This window comes from Streptococcus sp. CF7_Ac1-12 (assembly GCF_024295905.1).
GTDB classification, from domain to species: Bacteria; Bacillota; Bacilli; order Lactobacillales; family Streptococcaceae; genus Streptococcus; species Streptococcus mitis_AP.
In genome coordinates this window covers 21,470-40,739 of the sequence record NZ_JANCPG010000011.1, presented here as the reverse complement: position 1 = coordinate 40,739, position 19,270 = coordinate 21,470, and the positions used below count along the sequence as shown (strand labels likewise).

Here is a 19,270-nt window from a genome sequence, read left to right as displayed (position 1 = left end):
CTACCTCCTAGGTAACTCTACCTACTTCTTTTTCCCATAATTTCCGTAGGAACCATAGGCTCCATAGGCTCCATAGGCTCCATAGGCTCCATAACCACCATAAGCTCCATATTTTTCAACTTCGGTGTTAAATTTATTTAGAACTACACCTAAAAAAGGAGTTCCTGTTTGTTCTAACTGTTCCTTCGCCTTTAAGACATCACGACGTTTTGTCTCTCCAGCCGCAGTTACTAAGATAGAAGCGTCACATTTTTGTGTAATGATAGCAGCGTCAATAACCATCCCAATCGGTGCAGTATCTACAATGACATAGTCAAAATACTTGCGCAGGGTATCAATCATGGTGTGGAAATTTTCACTCTGCAGGAGGGCTGTTGGGTTAGGTGATACCGGTCCTGCCTGAATAACAAATAGGTTTTCAATATTGGTATCGCAGAGACCATTTGAAAGATCAGTAGTTCCTGCTAAGAAGTCAGTCAGCCCAGTAATCTTTTCCCTTGACTTGAAAACACCAGACATAACTGAATTTCGGATATCTGCATCTACTAGTAGTGTTTTATAGCCTGCACGCGCGAAAGCCCAGGCGATATTCGTTGATGTTGTAGATTTCCCTTCACCAGGTTTGACAGATGAAATGGCAAGAACTTTCAAATTATCGCCACTCAATTGAATATTTGTACGCAAAGCATTATAGTGTTCTTCAGCTTTTTTAGCAAAATCTAAATGCTTTTTTGAGATTTCTAATGTTGGCATGTTTTCTCCCTTACTTTAACTTATCCAAATCTGGAACAATTCCTAAAAGTGCAACCTGCATGACTTCTTCGACATCTTCTGGTCGTTTGACACGATCGTCCAATAATTCAAGCAATACAACTGAAACAACCATCACTGCTCCACCTGCTAGAAAAGCAAGTACCGTATTTCGACGAATATTAGGTGAGGATGGTGTTAGTGCTGGTCTAGCTTCCTCTAGCGTTGTTACATCAGAAACACGAGTTACCTTAATGATTTTCTCAGCTGCTACTTCACGAAGAGCATTTGCGATACGGCTCGCTTCTTCTGGTTGCGCATCTTTTACCACGATTGATACGATACGAGTATCTACTGGCACTGTCACCTGAATTTTCTTAGTTAATTCTTTGACTGTTTTATCTAATTTAAGATTTGAAATGACTTTTTCCAGTACATCTTGTGAAAGAATAATTTCCTTATAGTCTTTTACAAGATAGGTACCTGCCTGCAAATCCTGATTCGTCAACCCTGTATTTTCAGATTGATTGCGACTAACAACATAGATACGTGTTGTACTAGCATATTCCGGTTTCAACACAAAACTACTCAAGCCAAATGCAAGTACAGCTGTCACAATCGCAGTTAGTACGATAGCGAGTTTTTTCTTCCAAAGGATTTTTAATAATTGAACAACATCAATTCCGATTTCTTTATTTTCTTTCATGTCAACTCCTAAATAATTTGATCTGCTAAGATGATGCGAGGATTTTCGATAAATAATTCTCTCGCCTTTCTTTCACCATATTGTTTTGAGACGATCTCATAAGCTTCTTTCATGTAAGGCGGTCTTTGGTCTAAATTGTGCATATCACTAGCAACAAAATGAACCAAGTCACGCTCTAGAAAATAGCGAGCTCGTTTCTTCATAAATTTATATTTATCTCCAAATAACTTTGGTTTTAAAATACTTGAACTATTGATTTGAGTGTAGCAACCCATATCAATCAACTCTTTTACCCGTTTTTCGTTATTCTCTAATTCATGATAACGTTCAATGTGGGCAACTACAGGCGTTATACCAAGCATGAGAACATTACTCAAAGCAGTATGAATTTCCCGATAAGGGGTAGTCATACTAAACTCAATGAGAGCATAGCGTGTCCTATTAAGACTTGGAATTACTTGCTTCTCTAACTTCTCAAGTACATCATGGGTATAATAAATTTCCGCTCCGTAGAGAATGGTCAAGTCTGGAGCCACTTCCTTGGCTAGTTCCTTAACTTCTTGGAAATTTTCCTCGATTGTCTCCTCAGGAGTTTCAAACATTCCTTTTCGTCTATGCGATGTCGATACAATAGTCCTTACCCCTTGCCTATAGGCTTCTGTCAGAAGCGCCTTGCTTTCTTGCTTAGATTTTGGACCATCATCCACACCAAATACAATATGCGAATGAATATCAATCATTTTGTCTTATTTTCCTTCCATCACATCATTTATTGCAGCCTTGACTGACTCTAAACTGCTATCACTTATCTCCATCATGTAGAGGTTACTATCAGGCATGGCATAGGATGGTAAATCCATACGCCCTGTTCCTTTAAGATCTTGCGAATTGATTTTATACGTTCCACCACTCTCAAGTTGGGCATTAACCAGGTTCATCATGGTTTCAAGTGGCATATTGGTTTGAATCGAATCTTGTAGCCCTTTTATAATACTATCATAATTTTTCAAAGCTTCTGTCGAAGTTAACTTTTGCAAAACAGCGACAATGACCTTTTGCTGGTTACGGCCACGATCCCGATCTCCATCTGCCAAAGAATAGCGCTCACGCACAAAGCCAAGAGCTTGCTCCGAATCAAGATGAACATTCCCTACAGGAAAATGAAACTTACCATGCAATGATGTAAAATCCTGATCATTATGAACATCAACCCCACCAAGGAGATCTATCAACTTCAAGAAAGAAGTGAAATTCAAACGAGCATAATAGTTCAAGTCAATACCGTAGAGATTTTCCAGGGTATGAATTGAAGCATCTACCCCATAAATCCCCGCATGGGTCAACTTATCTTTTTGGTTGTTGCCACCATCTGCAATTGGAACATAGGAATCACGAGGTGTCGTTGTCAAGAGAATCTTTTTAGTTTCGCGATTCACTGTCATAATGATATTGACGTCCGAACGAGAAACTGAACTGATTGGACCGTAAGTATCAATTCCACTGATATAAACGTTGAAACTGTTACCTTTGATATCTTTTGGAGTTTCAACCGTCTTGGTTAATTCTTTGGTATAGATTTTCTTAATTTTTGAAGCATAGTCAGGATATTCTGATTCGATAATATTTTCAAAGACACTGTTTAGAATGATTGCCTTTGTATCACCAGCTAACAAACTCTTATAGGCTGCAAGATAGGAACTGCTTTCTTCGACTGTCAATTCCTTGTTTTGAGTCGCTTTCAGATCATTCATCAACTGTTGGATATTATCCCTATCCGTCCCAGTAGGCCCCATTACACTGGTTACCTGACTGATATTATCAATTGGACTATCTGCTAACACTGCAATACTCATCGAATAATTTGAGTAATTCGATGTTGCATTCAGGCGACTGGTAAAGCCAATGAACTGACTTACAGCAAAGAGGGAAGTTCCATTGATTAACACACCCAGTAGTAATAAAATCAGCGTTAGATTTTGAACTTTCTTAGACCGAATTAAAAAGAAGCACAAGATGGCTAAGGCTACAATTAAGACAGCAACCACTATATTGAGATATCGGAAGGCTAGCATATTGTACTTGAAAATTAAAAACAATAAAAAGACTGCTAGTACTGCATAGATAGCTAGCAACCCCCAACTAATCAATATTTTTGTTTTACCCTGACGAGCTCGCTTCGAAGATCTACTCACGATATACCTCTATTATCAATTTTTATTTCATTTTATTATATCATAAAAAAATACACTTGTGAGATAAATCCGCTTAGGTAAAGCGTTCTCATCTTCTTTCCGAAATATTCTTTTTGATTTGCAAACAATTACATCAATAAATTTACTATATAAACATTAAAACAAGGTCCCTTACGGAACCTCGTTCATCTATTTAACATGATTTTCTGCTTCTTTTTGAGCTTTTTCGATTGCTTTTTTGCTTTCTTGCTCCCATTTGGTCTTAGCTTCTTCAAACTGTTTGGTTGTCACAGTATCTTTTTGCAGTTTCATGTACTTGTAGTTATTGCCATCACCCTTAATGCCGACCAGTGAATAGCCTCTTGTAAATGGCGTTACTTTGGTTACAGATGCTGTACCACCACTTGACATGGCTGACATAATCAGAGAATTGTCAATCATCCAAGCCTGTGCTTCAGCATATTTTTCATATCGTTTGGCTACATCTTTATTTTCACTATCTGCATCTTTGAGCATCTTGGTGTAAGTATCAAGTCCCAAGCTAGCAATCTTAGCTTTATCTTCTTGAGCATCTAGACCAAAAATCTTGAGGTAGAATCCATCCTCTGCATTGAAAGGATTGAGATAAGTTGATGGATCCTGATAGTCACCTACCCAACCATCAAAGCTCAAATCATAGTCTCGATCAGCTGGTGTTGGTGCTAAGAAGGCTACGTTATTAAAATCATCTGTTGAAAGTTGCTGAACATCAATGACAATGTTATCAGCACCTAAAACTGACTCAAGGGTCTGCTTAACTGAGTTCATGCCTGTCACAGCATTTTTACTTGTTTGATCAACAGCTACATCCAAGTGAATAGGGAAAGTCACACCTTGACTTGCCAATTCTTTTTTAGCTTCCGCAAATTTTGCTTGGGCTTTTTCTTTGTTAAAATAGGCATCCTGAGCATCTGCCAAGTTAATACCTGACCATTCTGTGCCATAGTTGACCAATTTAGAAGCGACTACTTCTCCAAAAGTCTTGTCTCCAACTTGGACAAATGTAGGAGGTACTAGGGTGTTACGAAGGGTCTTGCTAGCCGCTTCTTCCCCATTTGACTGAGCAGAATAGGCTGTGCGGTCCAAGGCAAAGTTCACCGCTTGGCGGAAGTTCTTGTTCAAAACAGCTGTCTCAGTTGACTTCTTCTGCTCATCTGTTGTTTTAGCAGTGTGATTGTAGGCCTTACGGTTGACGTTAAAATTGAAATACCAAGAAGTCTTGTCCTGCAAGCTATAGACGATATTATCCTTATATTTCTCCTTGGTCTTAGCAAAGTTAGAACTATTTGGATAAACACCTGCGATTGAATAAGCTCCACTTTCAAAGTTACGGATGGTCAATTCTTGGTCTGAACCATCAAAATAGGCCAATTTTACGTGTTCAATCGATACTTTGTCATGATCATAATAATGCGGATTTTTCACATACTCGATCGATGATTTTGATGTGAAATCTTTTAACAAATAAGGTCCGCTGTAGAGAATGCTATCTGGAGATAGGGTACCAAAATCTTTCCCTTTTGAGTTTAGAAACTCTTCATTCACTGGGAAAAGAATACTGTTGGTTGTTTTTGAGTTCCAGTAAGGTTCTGGGCGCGCCAAAGTATACTCAACAGTATGGTCATCAATGGCTTTCACTCCAACCTTAGAAAAGTCAGAATCCGCTCCTGTAATATAATCATTCAAGCCCTTGATTGAGTTTTGAATCAAGTCAATGGCCTGGGATTTATTATCCACTGCGTATTTGATACCTGTCACAAAATCTTGTGCCTTGACTGGGGCATACTCTTCACCGTCAGCCGTAAACCATTTGGCATCTTTTCTCAGTTTATAGGTATAAGTCAGACCGTCGCTTGAAACAGACCAGTCCTCTGCCAAAGATGGAACTAGGTTTCCGTGGTTGTCATTTTCAAGCAAACCATCAACTAGGTTAGTAATAATAACTGTATTATCAGCGTAGTAGTCTAATAAGTAGTTAAATGTAGTTGGGTTTCCACTAAAGGTTGATGAGTAAGTTTTTGTATCTGAACCTGATTGTCCGCAAGCAGTTAACAGCAAGGCAGCTGCAACAGTCAGACCTGCACTAAGGATACGCTTTTTTGTAGTCATCTTCTTTCTCCTTTATGTTAGTTTTTATAACATAGGTTTATTTTACCAAAATAGTGGGAATTTGTAAAGTTAATTGAATTTCTAGAATGAAAGTTTATAAACTTTAGTCATAAAAAAACAAAGGATTTCTGTCTTTCATACAGTCCTCCCTTGTTTTTATGCGATTTCATTTTTAGATTTTTCTGTAAAAAATGTTTATAGTAATTCCACACAGAAAGCATCCCATGGAGCCAAGATTTGTTTTTCAAAAACTTCTTGAGCCACGGTGTTTTCAATTAAGACCGATTTGACGTTTCCTTCTACGGTCAAGTCTTGCTCTTCATTGGATAAGTTGGCCACAACTAGGAAACGACGGTCCCCATCTTTACGGATATAGGCAAATACCTTTTCAGCCGTATCAAGCAATTCAAAATCAGCTCGAATCAGCCAGCTATTCTCCTTACGGATTTGAACCAGTTTCTGATAGGTATAGAAAATAGACTCTGGATTTGCCAGCGCTTCTTGAACGTTGATTGTTGGATAGTTTGGATTCACTGCCAACCAAGGTTGACCTGTTGAGAAACCAGCATTTTTGCTCTCGTCCCATTGCATTGGGGTACGGGCATTATCACGTCCAATGACACGGATACTGTCCATGATTTCTTCCATCGGAACACCTTTTTCAAGAGCTTCACGCGCATAGTTCAGAGATTCAATATCTTCTACTTGGTCCAGCGTTTCAAACGGATAGTTGGTCATCCCAATCTCCTCACCTTGGTAGATATAAGGAGTTCCTCTCATGAGATGAAGTAAGATGGCAAAGGCTTTGGCAGATTTTTTACGGTATTCTTGGTCATTTCCCCAGATTGAGACAATACGAGGGAGGTCATGATTGTTCCAGAAGAGCGAATTCCAGCCTTCCTCAACTCCTAATTCTGTCTGCCATTTGTTGAAAATATCTTTTAACTTAGCAATATTCAGTTCTTTTTGATAGTGCCATTTAGGCTGACCTTCCTGATACTGAAGACCGATATGTTCAAAATGGAAGACCATAGACAATTCTTGCCCCTTTGGATCAGAATAGAGCTTGGCAATCTCTGGCGTTGCTCCCCAAGTCTCTCCTACTGTCAAGAGATTCTTATCTCCAAAGGTCGCCTGATTCATCTCCTTGAGATAGGGATGGAGCATGGGACCATTATTGACTACTTTCTCGTCAGGAATTTTCCCAATCATGTCAATGACATCCATGCGGAAACCACCAATGCCTTTATCAATCCAGAAATTCATCATCTCATAAATTTTCTGACGAAGTTTTTCATTTTCCCAGTTGAGATCAGGTTGCTTCTTGCTGAAAAAGTGGAGATAGTACTGACCTGACTTTTCATCGTACTCCCAAGCAGACCCACTAAAGATAGACTCCAAATCGTTGGGTTCATCCCGCCAGATATAGTAGTCTCGTTCAGGGCTATCAGGATTTTCACAGGCCTCGACAAACCAAGCATGCTCATCTGAAGTATGATTGACCACTAAGTCCATGATGATACGAATATCACGTTTCTTAGCTTCTGCGATCAGTTGGTCCATATCCTCCATGGTCCCGAAAATAGCCGCAATCGCTTGATAATCAGCAATATCATAGCCATTATCATCCATCGGACTATCATAAACGGGAGAAAGCCAAATCGCTGTAATTCCTAACTTGGCTAGATAGTCTAACTTATTGGTAATTCCTGTCAAATCGCCAATTCCATCTCCGTTGCTATCCATAAAGCTCTTAGGATAAACTTGATAGACTACGGCATTGTGCCACCATTTTTCTTGCATCTTCTTACCTCATTATTTTAATAATCTGTAGTCTATGATAGCGCTTTTTAGAGTTTTGTGCAAGCGTTTGCCTAATCTTTTTAATTCCTTTTTTAACTCCATAGTTTCCTAACTTCCAATTTTTTATTATAATAGAGGTCAGAGGTAAAAAAATGAAAAAACAAGCTTTTAGTTCTGAACAATATTTGAATCTACAGCGCGACCACATTTTGGAGCGCATTAACCAATTTGACGGCAAGCTCTACTTAGAGTTTGGTGGCAAAATGTTAGAAGATTTCCACGCTGCTCGTGTCCTTCCTGGTTATGAGCCTGACAACAAAATCAAGCTCTTGCAAGAATTGAAAGAGCAAGTCGAGGTTGTAATTGCCATTAATGCTAACAACATCGAACATTCCAAAGCACGTGGTGACTTGGGCATTTCTTATGACCAAGAAGTTCTTCGTCTGATTGACAAATTCAATGAATTGGGAATTTTTGTTGGCTCCGTTGTCATCACACAGTACGCTGGTCAACCAGCTGCAGATGCCTTCCGCAACCAACTTGAGAAAAACGGAATTGATTCTTATCTTCATTATCCAATCAAAGGATATCCGACGGATATGGATCACATCATTTCTCCAGAAGGCATGGGAAAAAATGACTACATCAAAACCAGTCGCAACTTGATCGTCGTAACCGCTCCTGGACCTGGTTCTGGAAAATTAGCAACTTGTATGTCCAATATGTATCACGACCAAATCAATGGTATCAAGTCTGGCTACGCTAAATTTGAAACCTTCCCAGTTTGGAATCTTCCCCTTCATCACCCAGTCAATTTGGCCTACGAGGCTGCTACAGCTGACCTTGATGATGTCAACATGATTGACCCTTTCCATCTCCAAACCTACGGAGAAACCACTGTCAACTACAACCGTGATATCGAAATCTTCCCAGTGCTCAAGCGCATGTTAGAACGTATCCTTGGTAAATCTCCATACGCTTCTCCGACAGATATGGGTGTCAACATGGTTGGTTTCGCTATTGCAGATGATGAAGCTGCTGTCGAAGCTTCTAAACAAGAAATCATCCGCCGTTACTATCAAACTGTTCTTGATTTTAAAGCCGAAAAAGTTGGCGAAGCTGCTGTCAAGAAAATCGAGTTGCTTATGAATGACCTCGGCATCACACCTGCAGACCGTAAGGTTGCTGTTGCTGCGCGTCAAAAAGCAGAAGAAACTGGCGGACCAGCCCTAGCCCTTGAATTGCCAAGCGGAGAAATTGTCACAGGTAAGAACTCAGAGCTCTTTGGCCCTACAGCCGCTGCCTTGATTAACGCTATCAAGAAATCAGCTAACATTGCCAATGAAGTAAAACTCATCGAGCCTGAAGTCGTCAAACCGATCCAAGGTCTTAAAATCGATCATCTAGGTAGTCGCAATCCACGCCTGCATTCAAATGAAATCTTGATTGCACTTGCTATCACAGCTACGGAAAATCCTGACGCTGCGCATGCCATGGAAGAACTTGGCAACCTCAAAGGAAGCGAAGCCCACTCAACCATCATCTTAACCGATGAAGACAAGAATGTCCTTCGCAAATTGGGTATCAATGTAACCTTTGACCCTTACTACCAATACGACCGCTTGTATCGTAAATAAAGATTTCAACCTCTCCAGCCTCGGAGAGGTTTTCTCTCTGACTCAAGAGCCGGCTTTATGTTATAATGAAAGAAGAAAACTGAAAGGATTTACCATGTCAAAAGAAGTTATTGTTGAAAGTTTTGAACTTGACCACACCATTGTTAAAGCACCTTATGTTCGCTTGATTGGGGAAGAAACAGGGCCAAAGGGAGACATCATCTCCAATTATGATATTCGCTTAGTGCAACCCAATGAAGACTCTATCCCTACTGCTGGCCTTCACACTATCGAGCACCTCTTGGCAAAACTCATCCGTACCCGCATTGACGGCATGATTGACTGTTCACCATTTGGGTGCCGTACAGGCTTCCACATGATTATGTGGGGACGTCATACTAGCGCTGAGATTGCAGCAGTTATCAAGGATTCGCTGAAAGAAATCGCTGAAACTACCACTTGGGAAGATGTCCCTGGAACAACCATCGAATCTTGCGGAAACTACAAGGATCACAGCCTCTTTTCTGCTAAAGAATGGGCAAAGCTCATCTTGGAACAAGGGATTTCAGATGATGCCTTTGAACGCCATGTCATCTAAACACAAAAAAGGAACCAGTTTTTCAGCTGGCTCCTTCTTTTTTATGCTCAAAATTCTGTCTTAGGCTTTTTCACGAATGACCAAAACACCATCTTCCATATCAGCTTCTAGGTGTTTAGCATCAAGGTTATCCAAGTGGAAATCTGTGACTTTGTCACGGATTTGTTGTTCAACCACACGACGGAGTGGACGAACACCCATGACTTCATCGTAGCCTTCCTCAGTCATGTATTCTTTAGCAGCTTCGCTCACTGCCAAGTCAATGTCTTTCTTAGAAAGCGTCTTGTTAACTTCAACCAACATAAGGTCTACAATCTTAGAAAGATCTTCTTTGCTCAAGTGTGAGAATTCGATGACAGCATTGAAACGGTTAAGGAATTCTGGACGGAAGTAAGGTTTCAAACGATCCATCAATTCTGGTTTATCAGCATCTTCTGTCAAGTTAGCTTCGTAACCAAAGCCTGCGTTTGAAGTTGCGATAATCACCGTATTCTTGAAGTTGACAGTGTTACCTTGACCATCTGTCAAACGACCATCGTCCAAAACTTGAAGGAGAAGGGTGATGACTTGAGGGTCAGCCTTTTCAATTTCGTCGAGAAGGACGATTGAGTATGGATTGCGACGGACGCGTTCTGTCAAGGTATTGTTGTTGTCATCGTAACCAACATAACCTGCAGTTGTACCAATCAATTTAGATACGGCTGTGCGGTCGCTGTATTCTGACATGTCCAAACGGATGATAGCATCTTTCGTTCCGAACATATCAAGAGCCAATTGTTTAGCCAACTCAGTCTTACCGACACCAGTAGGACCTACAAAGAGGAAGCTACCGATTGGACGGTTACCTTCATCAAAACCAGCACGGTTACGACGGATAGCTTTTGCTACTGCTTCAACGGCCTTATCTTGACCAATAACTTTCGTCTGCAAACGATGACCCATATCTTTCAAACGTTCGATGTCCGTAGCCCCCATTTGAGATACTGGAATACCCGTCATACGTTCTACAGATTCAGCCACATCGTTGACACTTGCAGTCACTTTCATATCTTCTGTATGGTTTTCGATTTTCTTTTCCAATTCTGCAATGCGTGTTTTATAGTTTAGAGCTGCTTCAAAATCTTCTGCCTCAACTGCTTTTTCTTGCTTGTCTTTTTCTACCTCAATTTCACGTTCAACAGCATGAACATCTGTTACTGGATGCTGAGCTGCCAAGTGAGCCGCCGTAACATCGACAAGGTCGATAGCCTTATCTGGCAAGCTACGTTGAGGAATATACTGAACAGAATAATCAACGGCAGCTTTTAAGACTTCATCTGGCAAAATAACATTGTGGTGTTGTTGATAGAGATCACGAATTCCTTGAAGGATTTTAAAAGTATCCTCTGCTGATGGAGCATTAACCTTCACTTCGTTGAAACGACGAGCAAGGGCTGCATTTTTCAAGATAGTATTACGGTATTCATCTTGAGTAGTTGCGCCAATCACTGTCAATTCTCCACGTGAAAGAGCTGGTTTCAAGATATCAGCAAGACCTTTAGATCCTTGACCATCACCTGTGCTACCAGCACCAAGAATTTGGTGAATTTCGTCGAAGAAGAGGATAATATTTCCAGCTTCTTTGACTTCGTTTACCAAGTTTTGAATGTTTTCTTCAAAGCTACCACGGTATTGAGTACCAGCTTCAAGTCCAGAAATATCAATAGAAATGATCTCTTTGTTCTTGATTGCTGCAGGAACGTCGCCGTTCACGATAGCTTGGGCCAATCCTTCTACTACTGCAGTTTTACCAACACCAGCATCACCGACGAGAACTGGATTATTCTTTGTGCGACGAGAAAGAATTTCAGAAGTTTCTTGGATTTCTTTATTACGTCCAATAACCGGATCTAACTTACCTTCACGTGCTTCTGCAGTCAAGTTTCGACCTAGTTTTGCAAGGACACCGTCTTGTTTCATACCTGAAGACTGTTGTTTCATTTGTCCATCAGCTTCTGCATTTCCTGGCAATTGACCAGTTGCACGATAGTGAGCGAACTCTTCAGGCGTTACTTCACGGCCGTTAATCAAGTAACGACGGTTTTCTGAACTATATCCACGCATACCACCCATCAATTGGTTAAATAAATCATCCATGTTGTTAAAATTATTAAAGTTGTTGTTCATATTCTTTACCTCTTTTTGTTATTTATTATTACTGATATTGACTATCTTTGACTTTTTCTTTAAAAAATTTAGACTAGCTAAATCGCTACTCTACGTACTATTTCTGGTTTTTCTTTTTCAAGCAGGAGTAGACTATCTTTACTTCTAAAGATTTCTAGATTAAACATAGACCCCACCTCTTTCTATTTTACTTTAAATAAGTGTTCTAGTAAGGCTTTCATTTACCTTACGTTCATAATATACTACATTAGTCAAAAAAGGTCAAGGAATTTGACTTTAATTGACCAATATTTTTTAAAAAGCAAAAACACCCTGAAACATCAGGGTGCCATTCTTACATCAAATACAAAATTGCTAGGGTCAGGAGACTTGCTAGAAGCCCCACTCCCCAAAAGAAGAAGTCAACCTTCCACTCGCTCCAAGGATTTCCTTTACCAGACAATCCTCCAAGTTCAAAATGGTGATGCACAGGCGTCATACGGAAAATACGTTTTCCACCAGTCATTTTGAAATAGCCGACTTGCATCATGACCGAAGTTGTTTCAAAGACATAAATAATTCCGATAATCAAGAGAGTCCATTCTTGGTGGAGAGCCATTGAAATAGCTGCCAGCATTCCACCGAGAGCCAAACTTCCCACATCTCCCATAAAGACCTTAGCAGGCTTATGGTTAAAGACAAAGAAACCAAGCAAACCACCAATCATGGCAAGAATCACTAGAAGGATATCCATCTGACCTTGCACATAGGCAATAACTCCATAGGCAGACAAACTAATCACAACGGAAATGCTAGCTAAACCGTCAATACCGTCTGTCAAGTTTACTGCGTTTGAAAAACCGACTAGCCAGAAAAGAGCGAAGACAATATAGAAAATCCCTAGATGCACTTGGTAGCCAAAGACAGAAAGCATATCGCCACCACGCTCATAGAAAAGGTAGAAAATGACACCACCTAGAAGCTGAAGAGCCAATTTCTGTTTGGGATTAAGGCCCTCATTGATTTTACGGAAGACCTTGAGGAAGTCATCTAAAAATCCGATTAAACCATAGAGAACCAAGATAAATAAAATCATACCAACATTATTGCTGAGTTGATTACTAAATAGGGCGAAAAAGAAAGCAACTAAAACAGAAGCAATTAAGAAAACCAAACCTCCCATTGTAGGAGTCCCAGCTTTTGCCTGGTGCTGTTTGACATCCTCATGCATCTGCTGGCCTGTAATTTGCGCCTTTCTATAAAATTGGATAAAGGCCGGAATTCCTACTAAAGTTAGTAAAAATGTCACAATTCCAGCACTGATGGAAATAAACATATTAGTCTCCTAAAGTTAATTTAATTTTTTTAATGTTTTTGATAGCTGTATTAGTCCGAACATCTTGCTTCTGTACAACAGAACCTGACCCTTCAAATTCCAGCTCAATATCCAACCATTTAGCAAAGGTTTCAGCAGTCTCTTTTTTCCAGCCATACATGTCTGGAATTTCTTCTACCTTATCCGATAAAAGGAGAACTTGTTGGTTTGGTGCAAGATTGGTCCCTTCTTCTACAGATGATTCTTTAATCTTTGTTCCAGTACCTACAACGATTGGTTGCACAATATTTCGGCGTAAGGCTTCCGCCAACTCACCAGGTGAAATATCCTTGATGCTAGGCATTGCATAAGAAGATTCTGTCGTAACTTTATCTAAATTCTTGGCTGGAGATTGAAGATTGAGAGATTCTTTCATAGCTGAAGCCCGCTCCAAGATTGGATTGGCAAATTCCCCTAACTGGATACCTGAATAATGTTCAGGTTGTTGAACTGTTACATACAAGATAAAGTCAGGATTTTCAGCAGGGTTCATAGCCACAACCGAGAAAATGTTGTTGGTAGAACCAACCAAGTAGCCTCCATTTTTCTCGTCAGCGATTTCGGCTGTACCAGACTTGAGGGCTACATTTTGACCTGGAACATTGACAGTTGCTTTTCCTGTACTATGATTATACATAGTTCCATATCTAGGATCCGTTCCTACCAAGACCATGTGAGTACGAGTTTGGCTAGCTGCATCTTTCGAAACTGGATTCCCTACAATTTCTTTTTGAGATCTACGAACGGTTTGATCATTTGGATCATACAAGGCCGTAATAAATTTAGGCTCCAGCATGACGCCATCATTGGCAATGGCTGTAAAGGCACGAATCATTTGTGTTTGAGTTACTGAAATCCCTTGTCCAAATGAACTCTGAGCGATATTGACAATATTGTCAGCTGGAAGTTGGCCAGCGTATTCATCTGTCAAACCAAAACGAGTTGGAACCCCAAATTTAAAGCGGTTTAGATAATCTAACCAAGTAGCATCACCCATTTTCTGCTCAAGCAGTGTCATCCCAATATTACTTGAGTGAGCAAACCCTTGAGAAAATGTCATCATACCACCGCCGGTTAAACCTTCATTAACGTCCCAATCTCGAATCGTCGCATCCGCTATTTTTAATTCACTGCTATTGAAGTATTCTCCACCTGGGAAAGTGTTATTATCAATAGATGCTGCTAGCGTCATGACCTTCATGGTTGATCCTGGTTCGTAGTTACTTTGATAAAGAATATCACGCCAAACAAAGTCCTCAGTGATTCCTTCTTTAGTATCTGCATTAAAGGTAGGTCGTTGAGTGGTAGCAAGGATTTCACCGGTCTTTGCACTGACCAAGGTCGCGGTCATATACTTACCTTTTACTTTTTGTAGAAAGGCATCCATCTGAGTTTCCATGAAAGATTGGAGCGGGCTAGACAATGTTGTATAAACATCCTTGCCATCTACAGTTTGTTGCGATACCTGTTCTGTACCGGGTACAATATTTCCTACTCGATCTTTTTCATAGGTAATAATACCGTCTGTCCCAGCAAGAATGGTATTTAAAGAACTCTCCAAACCAGAAGTTCCTAACAAACTCTTACTGCCATCCTCATTTTCATGGAGTTGGGCTAAGCCAATAAAACTAGAAGCAAATTGTCCATTTGGATAGCTTCTGTTAGGGCTAGTTGTGAAGTCAATCCCTTCTACACTAGCATCTTTCAAGTCTTTTTTAATAGCCATCATATTGGCATAGGTAATCCCATTTCCTTTTGCTCCAAAGGAAACTTGGGTCAGATTTGGTTGAGCTAGTTGCTCTTTCACATAAGCTTCATCCATATCCAAATACTTATGGAAGACTTCAGCTACCTTATTAAACTGCGAATCCTCTACATAAAGAATTTTTCCAGTTGCTGACTTGTATTTTTTATCAATAACAGCATAGACGTTATAAGAGGTCGCATCTTCAGCGATTGGCACTCCATTTCGGTCATAGATAGTCCCACGTTTGGCAGGAACTGTTCGGGTTGTTTGGTGAACCTTTTTAGCCTCTTTAACCAAGTCAGTACCAAATATATTACCTTTTGCTATAATATACGCAAAATTAGCCAAAAAGATAGCGAAAAGTACGACAGCTAACAAACTGATGTACTTGCCGACTATTCTACGGTTTTCTGCTGGAGATTTACGATTTTTTAGCGCAAATCGGGTTATTTTTTCTGTCCATTTCATATCTTACTCCGCTGTTCGGATATTTTCGTTATTCAATTTCAAATCTTTTTTATCTGCAATCTCTTTCAAGCGCTCTGAACGAATCAATTCATTCACTTCCTGCTTGGCATCGTCCAGCTCTGTTTTCTTTTCCTCTATCTGCGCATTGATTTTTGTCAAATCACTTTGCACTTGCAAAAGTCGTGTTTGCATAAAGATAATGCTCACTGCTAAGACGAGAGCCGTAAAAGCGATGGAAAGATAAAAAGCCTTCTCCACACGGGAGAATTTTTTGATACGACTCTGCAAGAATTGACTGGTTGTTTCTTTTTTATCTACCATTTTTTCCTCTTACTTGTGAATTTTTCTGGCCACGCGCAACTTAGCTGAATGCGAGCGGTTATTGGCTTCTAACTCTTCCACACTTGGCAAGATTGGCTTACGGGATACCAATTCCATCTTGGGCTTGAGATCATCTGGGATGAAAGGCAAACCTTTAGGAACTTCCACTGTTGAAGCTTCCTTGAACAATTGCTTGGTCAAGCGGTCTTCCAAGGAATGAAAGGTAATCACTGAAATTCTACCATCTAGAGCCAACATGTCCATAGCCTGCTGGATAGATTCATCTGCCGCTCCCAGTTCATCATTGACTTCAATTCGAATAGCCTGGAAAATCTGCTTGGCAGGATGCCCCTTCTTCTTGAGTTCCTTAGCAGGTTTGGCCGACTTGATAATTTCTGCCAACTCAGTCGTTGTCTCGATTGGCTTGACTGCACGTGCTTGTTCAATCTTACGCGCAATCTGTTTAGAGAACTTGTCCTCGCCATACTTGAAGAAAATACGAACCAAGTCATGATAGTCATAGTGGTTTACCACTTCATAGGCTGTTAGACTAGCTTCCTGATTCATGCGCATGTCCAGTGGCGCATCCTTCTTATAAGAAAAACCACGCTCCCGCTGGTCCAACTGAGGACTAGACACTCCCAAGTCATAACAAATTCCATCAATTTCCTGAACACCAGCTTCGCGCAAACGTGCCTGTAAATGACGGAAATTATCCTTGATAAAGGTTACCATCCCTTTTTCGATATAGGGTGCCAAGCGTTTTTGCGCATTATCAATGGCATTCTGGTCTTGGTCAAAGGCATAGAGATGGCCTTTTTCACTTAATTTACTTAATAAATATTCGCTATGGCCCGCTCCACCCAAAGTCGCATCAACGTAGATACCGTCAGGCTTTACGTCTAGCATATCAACCGTTTCGTGGAGTAAGACCGTTACATGATGAAATTCTTTTGTCATATCTTATCTATTTTACCACAAATCCGACTAGCTTGCACTAGTCAGACAAATAGGTCAAAAACAAGTAAGATTTCTTTAAGAAATATGTCAAATATGCTTGACATTCGCTCTATAGAAGAATATAATATAGTCAAATATATACGACACAAATCAGAAAGGAGAACATATGAATCGTGTGAAAGAATTTCGCAAGGAACTGGGCATTTCCCAGCTCGAACTCGCCAAGGATATCGGTGTCTCGAGACAAACCATCAATATGATTGAAAACGACAAGTACAACCCAACCCTGGAACTTTGTCTCAATCTCGCCCGCAGCCTCCAAACTGACCTCAACAGTCTCTTTTGGGAGGAAGATTTTTAAAAAAGGAGCCAACTTATGAAAAAAGAAACCTTCACTGAAAAACTCATCAAACGCACATACGGCATTTCTGGTCCCCTTGACGAATACAAACGGCGTGAGGCCGATCGTATTGGGAACCAAGTCTTTATCGTTCTTTTTTATCTGATGATTTTCGGAAATCTTATTCCACTCCTTCTGGCCTATAAATACCCTCAAGAAGTGGCTCTAATCTATCCTCCTCTAATTTTAGTGATTGCCCTCATCGCTGCTGGCTATGTCACCTACCAAATGAAAAAAACAGGGATTACAGCTATTGATCCAGATATGCTGAATGAGAAAGAAAGTAAGCAACTACACCACCCAGGTCTGAAAGCAGGTTTGTTCTTTGGTCTATGGATGTTTTTTATAACTCCTCTTCTCCATATACTCATAGGTGAAAGTCCGGACTATTTTAATTCTCTTCTCACTATAAGAAATGGTGTATCAAGCATTCTCGGTTCTATCTTCTTCGGAGCGAGTATACAGTTCCTCATCTCCCGTCGCATTGCAAAAACTAAGAAAGATCAAGATGAGGATTAGGAGGTGCCCTATGAAATCACTAGTAACTTTACTTATCTATCATCTTTTGTTCAGTTCTCTGCTCATCTTCATCATCGTTTCAGGGAACTTGCCAATCTACGATATAGTCCTCCTTCCAGTCTTTGTTCCAGCACTCAACAAAGGATTGACTTATCTAAAAATCGACTCCCAAAAAACGCGCATACTCAACTTAGCACTAATCTTTATGATTCTATCCTTACCACAACTGACGCTCATTTCAAGCAATTGGAAATATTATATACTGCTAACTATCGCTATCCTTTCTTCTATTACTTATCTTTATTATCTCTATCAATTCGTAAAAGAAACAAAATAGCATCGTTCATTTAGGAGAAATCACCCATGAAAAAAGAAGACTTAACCACTCGCCTACTTCGAAATTTCTTTCATATCCAAGGCCCTTTTGATGAATGCCGTCAAGAGGTTATCTACAAGGCTTGCGCCCGTTCCATGATCCAAATCTTTTACTCTTCCTTCATTCTCTTCCTGTTCTATATTTTGTTCGGAAGCTTTATAGAAATTGTTCGAAATGTTATGCCCTACATCTATTTTGGACTCATTTTGTTCATGAGTATAAAAGCTCAAAAAGCCGTCCAAGAGCTTCATCTTGAAAAGGATGACAAATCAGAAATCATTCTCAAAACCTACAGCAAAGCCCAAATCAAATTCCGAAGCTGGATTGTGTTTATCGGTATTCAGATTGGCCTCTTTACCTTACTCATCTTTCATAAAGTCTTCGTTCAGCAGATGCCCCTTTCAGATTTTGTGAAGTTGCTCATGCAATTCGATAAAAGTGGTCCTTTCCTGATGTATGGCCTCATTATCGGTAGCATTTTTGGAACCCTGACCTACGGATTTCTATCACTACAGGAGGAGAAAACTCCTAAAAATACCAAACAGAAGGAGAAAAGCAAGCAATGACTTCACTATACGATTTTTCAGTATTGAGCCAAGATAACCAAACGATTTCCCTAGATGCCTATCGTGGGAAAGTTCTCTTGATTGTCAATACTGCTACTGGATGTGGTTTAACGCCCCAGTACCAAGGACTTCAAGAACTCTATGATCGCTATCAAGAACAAGGTTTTGAGATTTTAGACTTCCCTTGCAACCAGTTTATGGGACAAGCACCAGGCAGCGCAGAGGAAATCAACGCCTTCTGTAGCCTACATTATCAAACCAGCTTCCCACGTTTTGCCAAGATTAAGGTCAACGGTAAGGAAGCAGATCCCCTCTATGTTTGGTTGAAAGACCAGAAATCTGGCCCACTAGGAAAACGAATCGAATGGAATTTCGCTAAGTTTCTCATCGGTCGTGATGGGCAGGTCTTTGAACGCTTCTCTTCAAAAACAGACCCTAAACAAATTGAAGAGACCATACAAAATCTACTATAATTCACAATCTCACTATGATTAGGTCTCCTTCAGCCTAATGAATAGTGAGATTTTTTGATTGGCTTTGACTTAAAAAGAAAAACACCCCATGATATGAAACATGAAGT

At 40.1% G+C, this 19,270-nt stretch carries 18 protein-coding genes; 7 read left to right on the top strand and 11 right to left on the bottom strand.

Annotation, left to right across the window (positions count from 1 at the left end; genetic code table 11):
* Nucleotides 1-21: 21 nt before the first annotated feature.
* The 6 genes from NMM17_RS06640 to NMM17_RS06615 all read right to left on the bottom strand — a co-directional run bounded on the left by NMM17_RS06640 (nt 22) and on the right by NMM17_RS06615 (nt 7,599).
* Nucleotides 22-753, bottom strand: coding sequence for a tyrosine-protein kinase (locus NMM17_RS06640; protein ID WP_254754091.1), 732 nt, complete (start codon nt 751-753; stop codon nt 22-24).
* Between the two features lie 10 nt (nt 754-763).
* Nucleotides 764-1,456 (bottom strand): Wzz/FepE/Etk N-terminal domain-containing protein, encoded by a 693-nt coding sequence (locus tag NMM17_RS06635; protein ID WP_254754090.1) that lies wholly within the window; start codon nt 1,454-1,456, stop codon nt 764-766.
* An 8-nt stretch (nt 1,457-1,464) separates the two neighbouring features.
* Complete coding sequence (gene cps4B, locus NMM17_RS06630; protein WP_254754089.1) at nt 1,465-2,196, bottom strand: capsular polysaccharide biosynthesis protein Cps4B; 732 nt, start codon at nt 2,194-2,196, stop codon at nt 1,465-1,467.
* A gap of 6 nt (nt 2,197-2,202) precedes the next feature.
* Nucleotides 2,203-3,648: an LCP family protein gene (locus NMM17_RS06625; RefSeq protein WP_254754088.1), complete on the bottom strand. Its 1,446-nt coding sequence runs from the start codon at nt 3,646-3,648 to the stop codon at nt 2,203-2,205.
* A 189-nt stretch (nt 3,649-3,837) separates the two neighbouring features.
* A complete protein-coding gene (locus NMM17_RS06620; protein WP_254754087.1) occupies nt 3,838-5,796 on the bottom strand; it encodes a peptide ABC transporter substrate-binding protein in 1,959 nt (652 codons plus the stop codon).
* Nucleotides 5,797-5,991: 195 nt separating this feature from the next.
* The gene (locus NMM17_RS06615; protein ID WP_254754086.1) at nt 5,992-7,599 is read right to left on the bottom strand and encodes an alpha-glucosidase; all 1,608 of its coding nucleotides are present in this window, start codon (nt 7,597-7,599) and stop codon (nt 5,992-5,994) included.
* A 152-nt stretch (nt 7,600-7,751) separates the two neighbouring features.
* Between NMM17_RS06615 and NMM17_RS06610 the strand changes: the two genes are divergently transcribed.
* Together NMM17_RS06610 and NMM17_RS06605 are read left to right on the top strand one after the other, a co-directional pair.
* Nucleotides 7,752-9,236 carry a DUF1846 domain-containing protein gene (locus NMM17_RS06610; RefSeq protein WP_254754085.1) on the top strand — a complete coding sequence of 495 codons (1,485 nt, stop codon included), beginning with the start codon at nt 7,752-7,754 and terminating at the stop codon, nt 9,234-9,236.
* Between the two features lie 94 nt (nt 9,237-9,330).
* The gene (locus NMM17_RS06605; protein WP_000032547.1) at nt 9,331-9,813 is read left to right on the top strand and encodes an S-ribosylhomocysteine lyase; all 483 of its coding nucleotides are present in this window, start codon (nt 9,331-9,333) and stop codon (nt 9,811-9,813) included.
* Between the two features lie 60 nt (nt 9,814-9,873).
* Here the strand turns inward: NMM17_RS06605 and NMM17_RS06600 are convergent, their stop codons facing one another.
* From NMM17_RS06600 to rsmH, 5 genes are all read right to left on the bottom strand, one after another.
* Nucleotides 9,874-11,979 (bottom strand): ATP-dependent Clp protease ATP-binding subunit, encoded by a 2,106-nt coding sequence (locus NMM17_RS06600; protein ID WP_084861574.1) that lies wholly within the window; start codon nt 11,977-11,979, stop codon nt 9,874-9,876.
* Nucleotides 11,980-12,313: 334 nt separating this feature from the next.
* A complete protein-coding gene (gene mraY / locus NMM17_RS06595) occupies nt 12,314-13,294 on the bottom strand; it encodes a phospho-N-acetylmuramoyl-pentapeptide-transferase (protein ID WP_000470817.1) in 981 nt (326 codons plus the stop codon).
* Nucleotide 13,295: 1 nt separating this feature from the next.
* Nucleotides 13,296-15,548, bottom strand: a complete 2,253-nt coding sequence (pbp2X, locus tag NMM17_RS06590) for a penicillin-binding protein PBP2X (protein ID WP_254754084.1) — start codon at nt 15,546-15,548, stop codon at nt 13,296-13,298.
* A gap of 3 nt (nt 15,549-15,551) precedes the next feature.
* Nucleotides 15,552-15,869 (bottom strand): cell division protein FtsL, encoded by a 318-nt coding sequence (ftsL, locus tag NMM17_RS06585; RefSeq protein ID WP_020902171.1) that lies wholly within the window; start codon nt 15,867-15,869, stop codon nt 15,552-15,554.
* A gap of 9 nt (nt 15,870-15,878) precedes the next feature.
* Entirely contained in the window at nt 15,879-16,829 is a 951-nt protein-coding gene (gene rsmH / locus NMM17_RS06580; protein WP_254754083.1) for a 16S rRNA (cytosine(1402)-N(4))-methyltransferase RsmH, read from the bottom strand.
* A gap of 166 nt (nt 16,830-16,995) precedes the next feature.
* On the opposite strand from rsmH, the gene NMM17_RS06575 reads away from it, so the two are divergent.
* The 5 genes from NMM17_RS06575 to NMM17_RS06555 are packed head-to-tail and all read left to right on the top strand — an operon-like array spanning nt 16,996 to nt 19,163.
* Complete coding sequence (locus NMM17_RS06575; RefSeq protein ID WP_001082472.1) at nt 16,996-17,190, top strand: helix-turn-helix transcriptional regulator; 195 nt, start codon at nt 16,996-16,998, stop codon at nt 17,188-17,190.
* Nucleotides 17,191-17,205: 15 nt separating this feature from the next.
* Nucleotides 17,206-17,748, top strand: a complete 543-nt coding sequence (locus NMM17_RS06570) for a DUF3278 domain-containing protein (protein ID WP_020902170.1) — start codon at nt 17,206-17,208, stop codon at nt 17,746-17,748.
* A gap of 10 nt (nt 17,749-17,758) precedes the next feature.
* Nucleotides 17,759-18,085: a hypothetical protein gene (locus tag NMM17_RS06565; protein WP_020902169.1), complete on the top strand. Its 327-nt coding sequence runs from the start codon at nt 17,759-17,761 to the stop codon at nt 18,083-18,085.
* Nucleotides 18,086-18,111: 26 nt separating this feature from the next.
* Nucleotides 18,112-18,690, top strand: a complete 579-nt coding sequence (locus tag NMM17_RS06560; RefSeq protein ID WP_020902168.1) for a DUF3278 domain-containing protein — start codon at nt 18,112-18,114, stop codon at nt 18,688-18,690.
* On the top strand, nt 18,687-19,163 hold the full coding sequence (locus NMM17_RS06555) for a glutathione peroxidase (protein ID WP_254754082.1): 477 nt from the start codon (nt 18,687-18,689) through the stop codon (nt 19,161-19,163). The genes NMM17_RS06560 and NMM17_RS06555 overlap by 4 nt, the downstream gene beginning before the upstream one ends.
* Nucleotides 19,164-19,270: the final 107 nt, after the last annotated feature.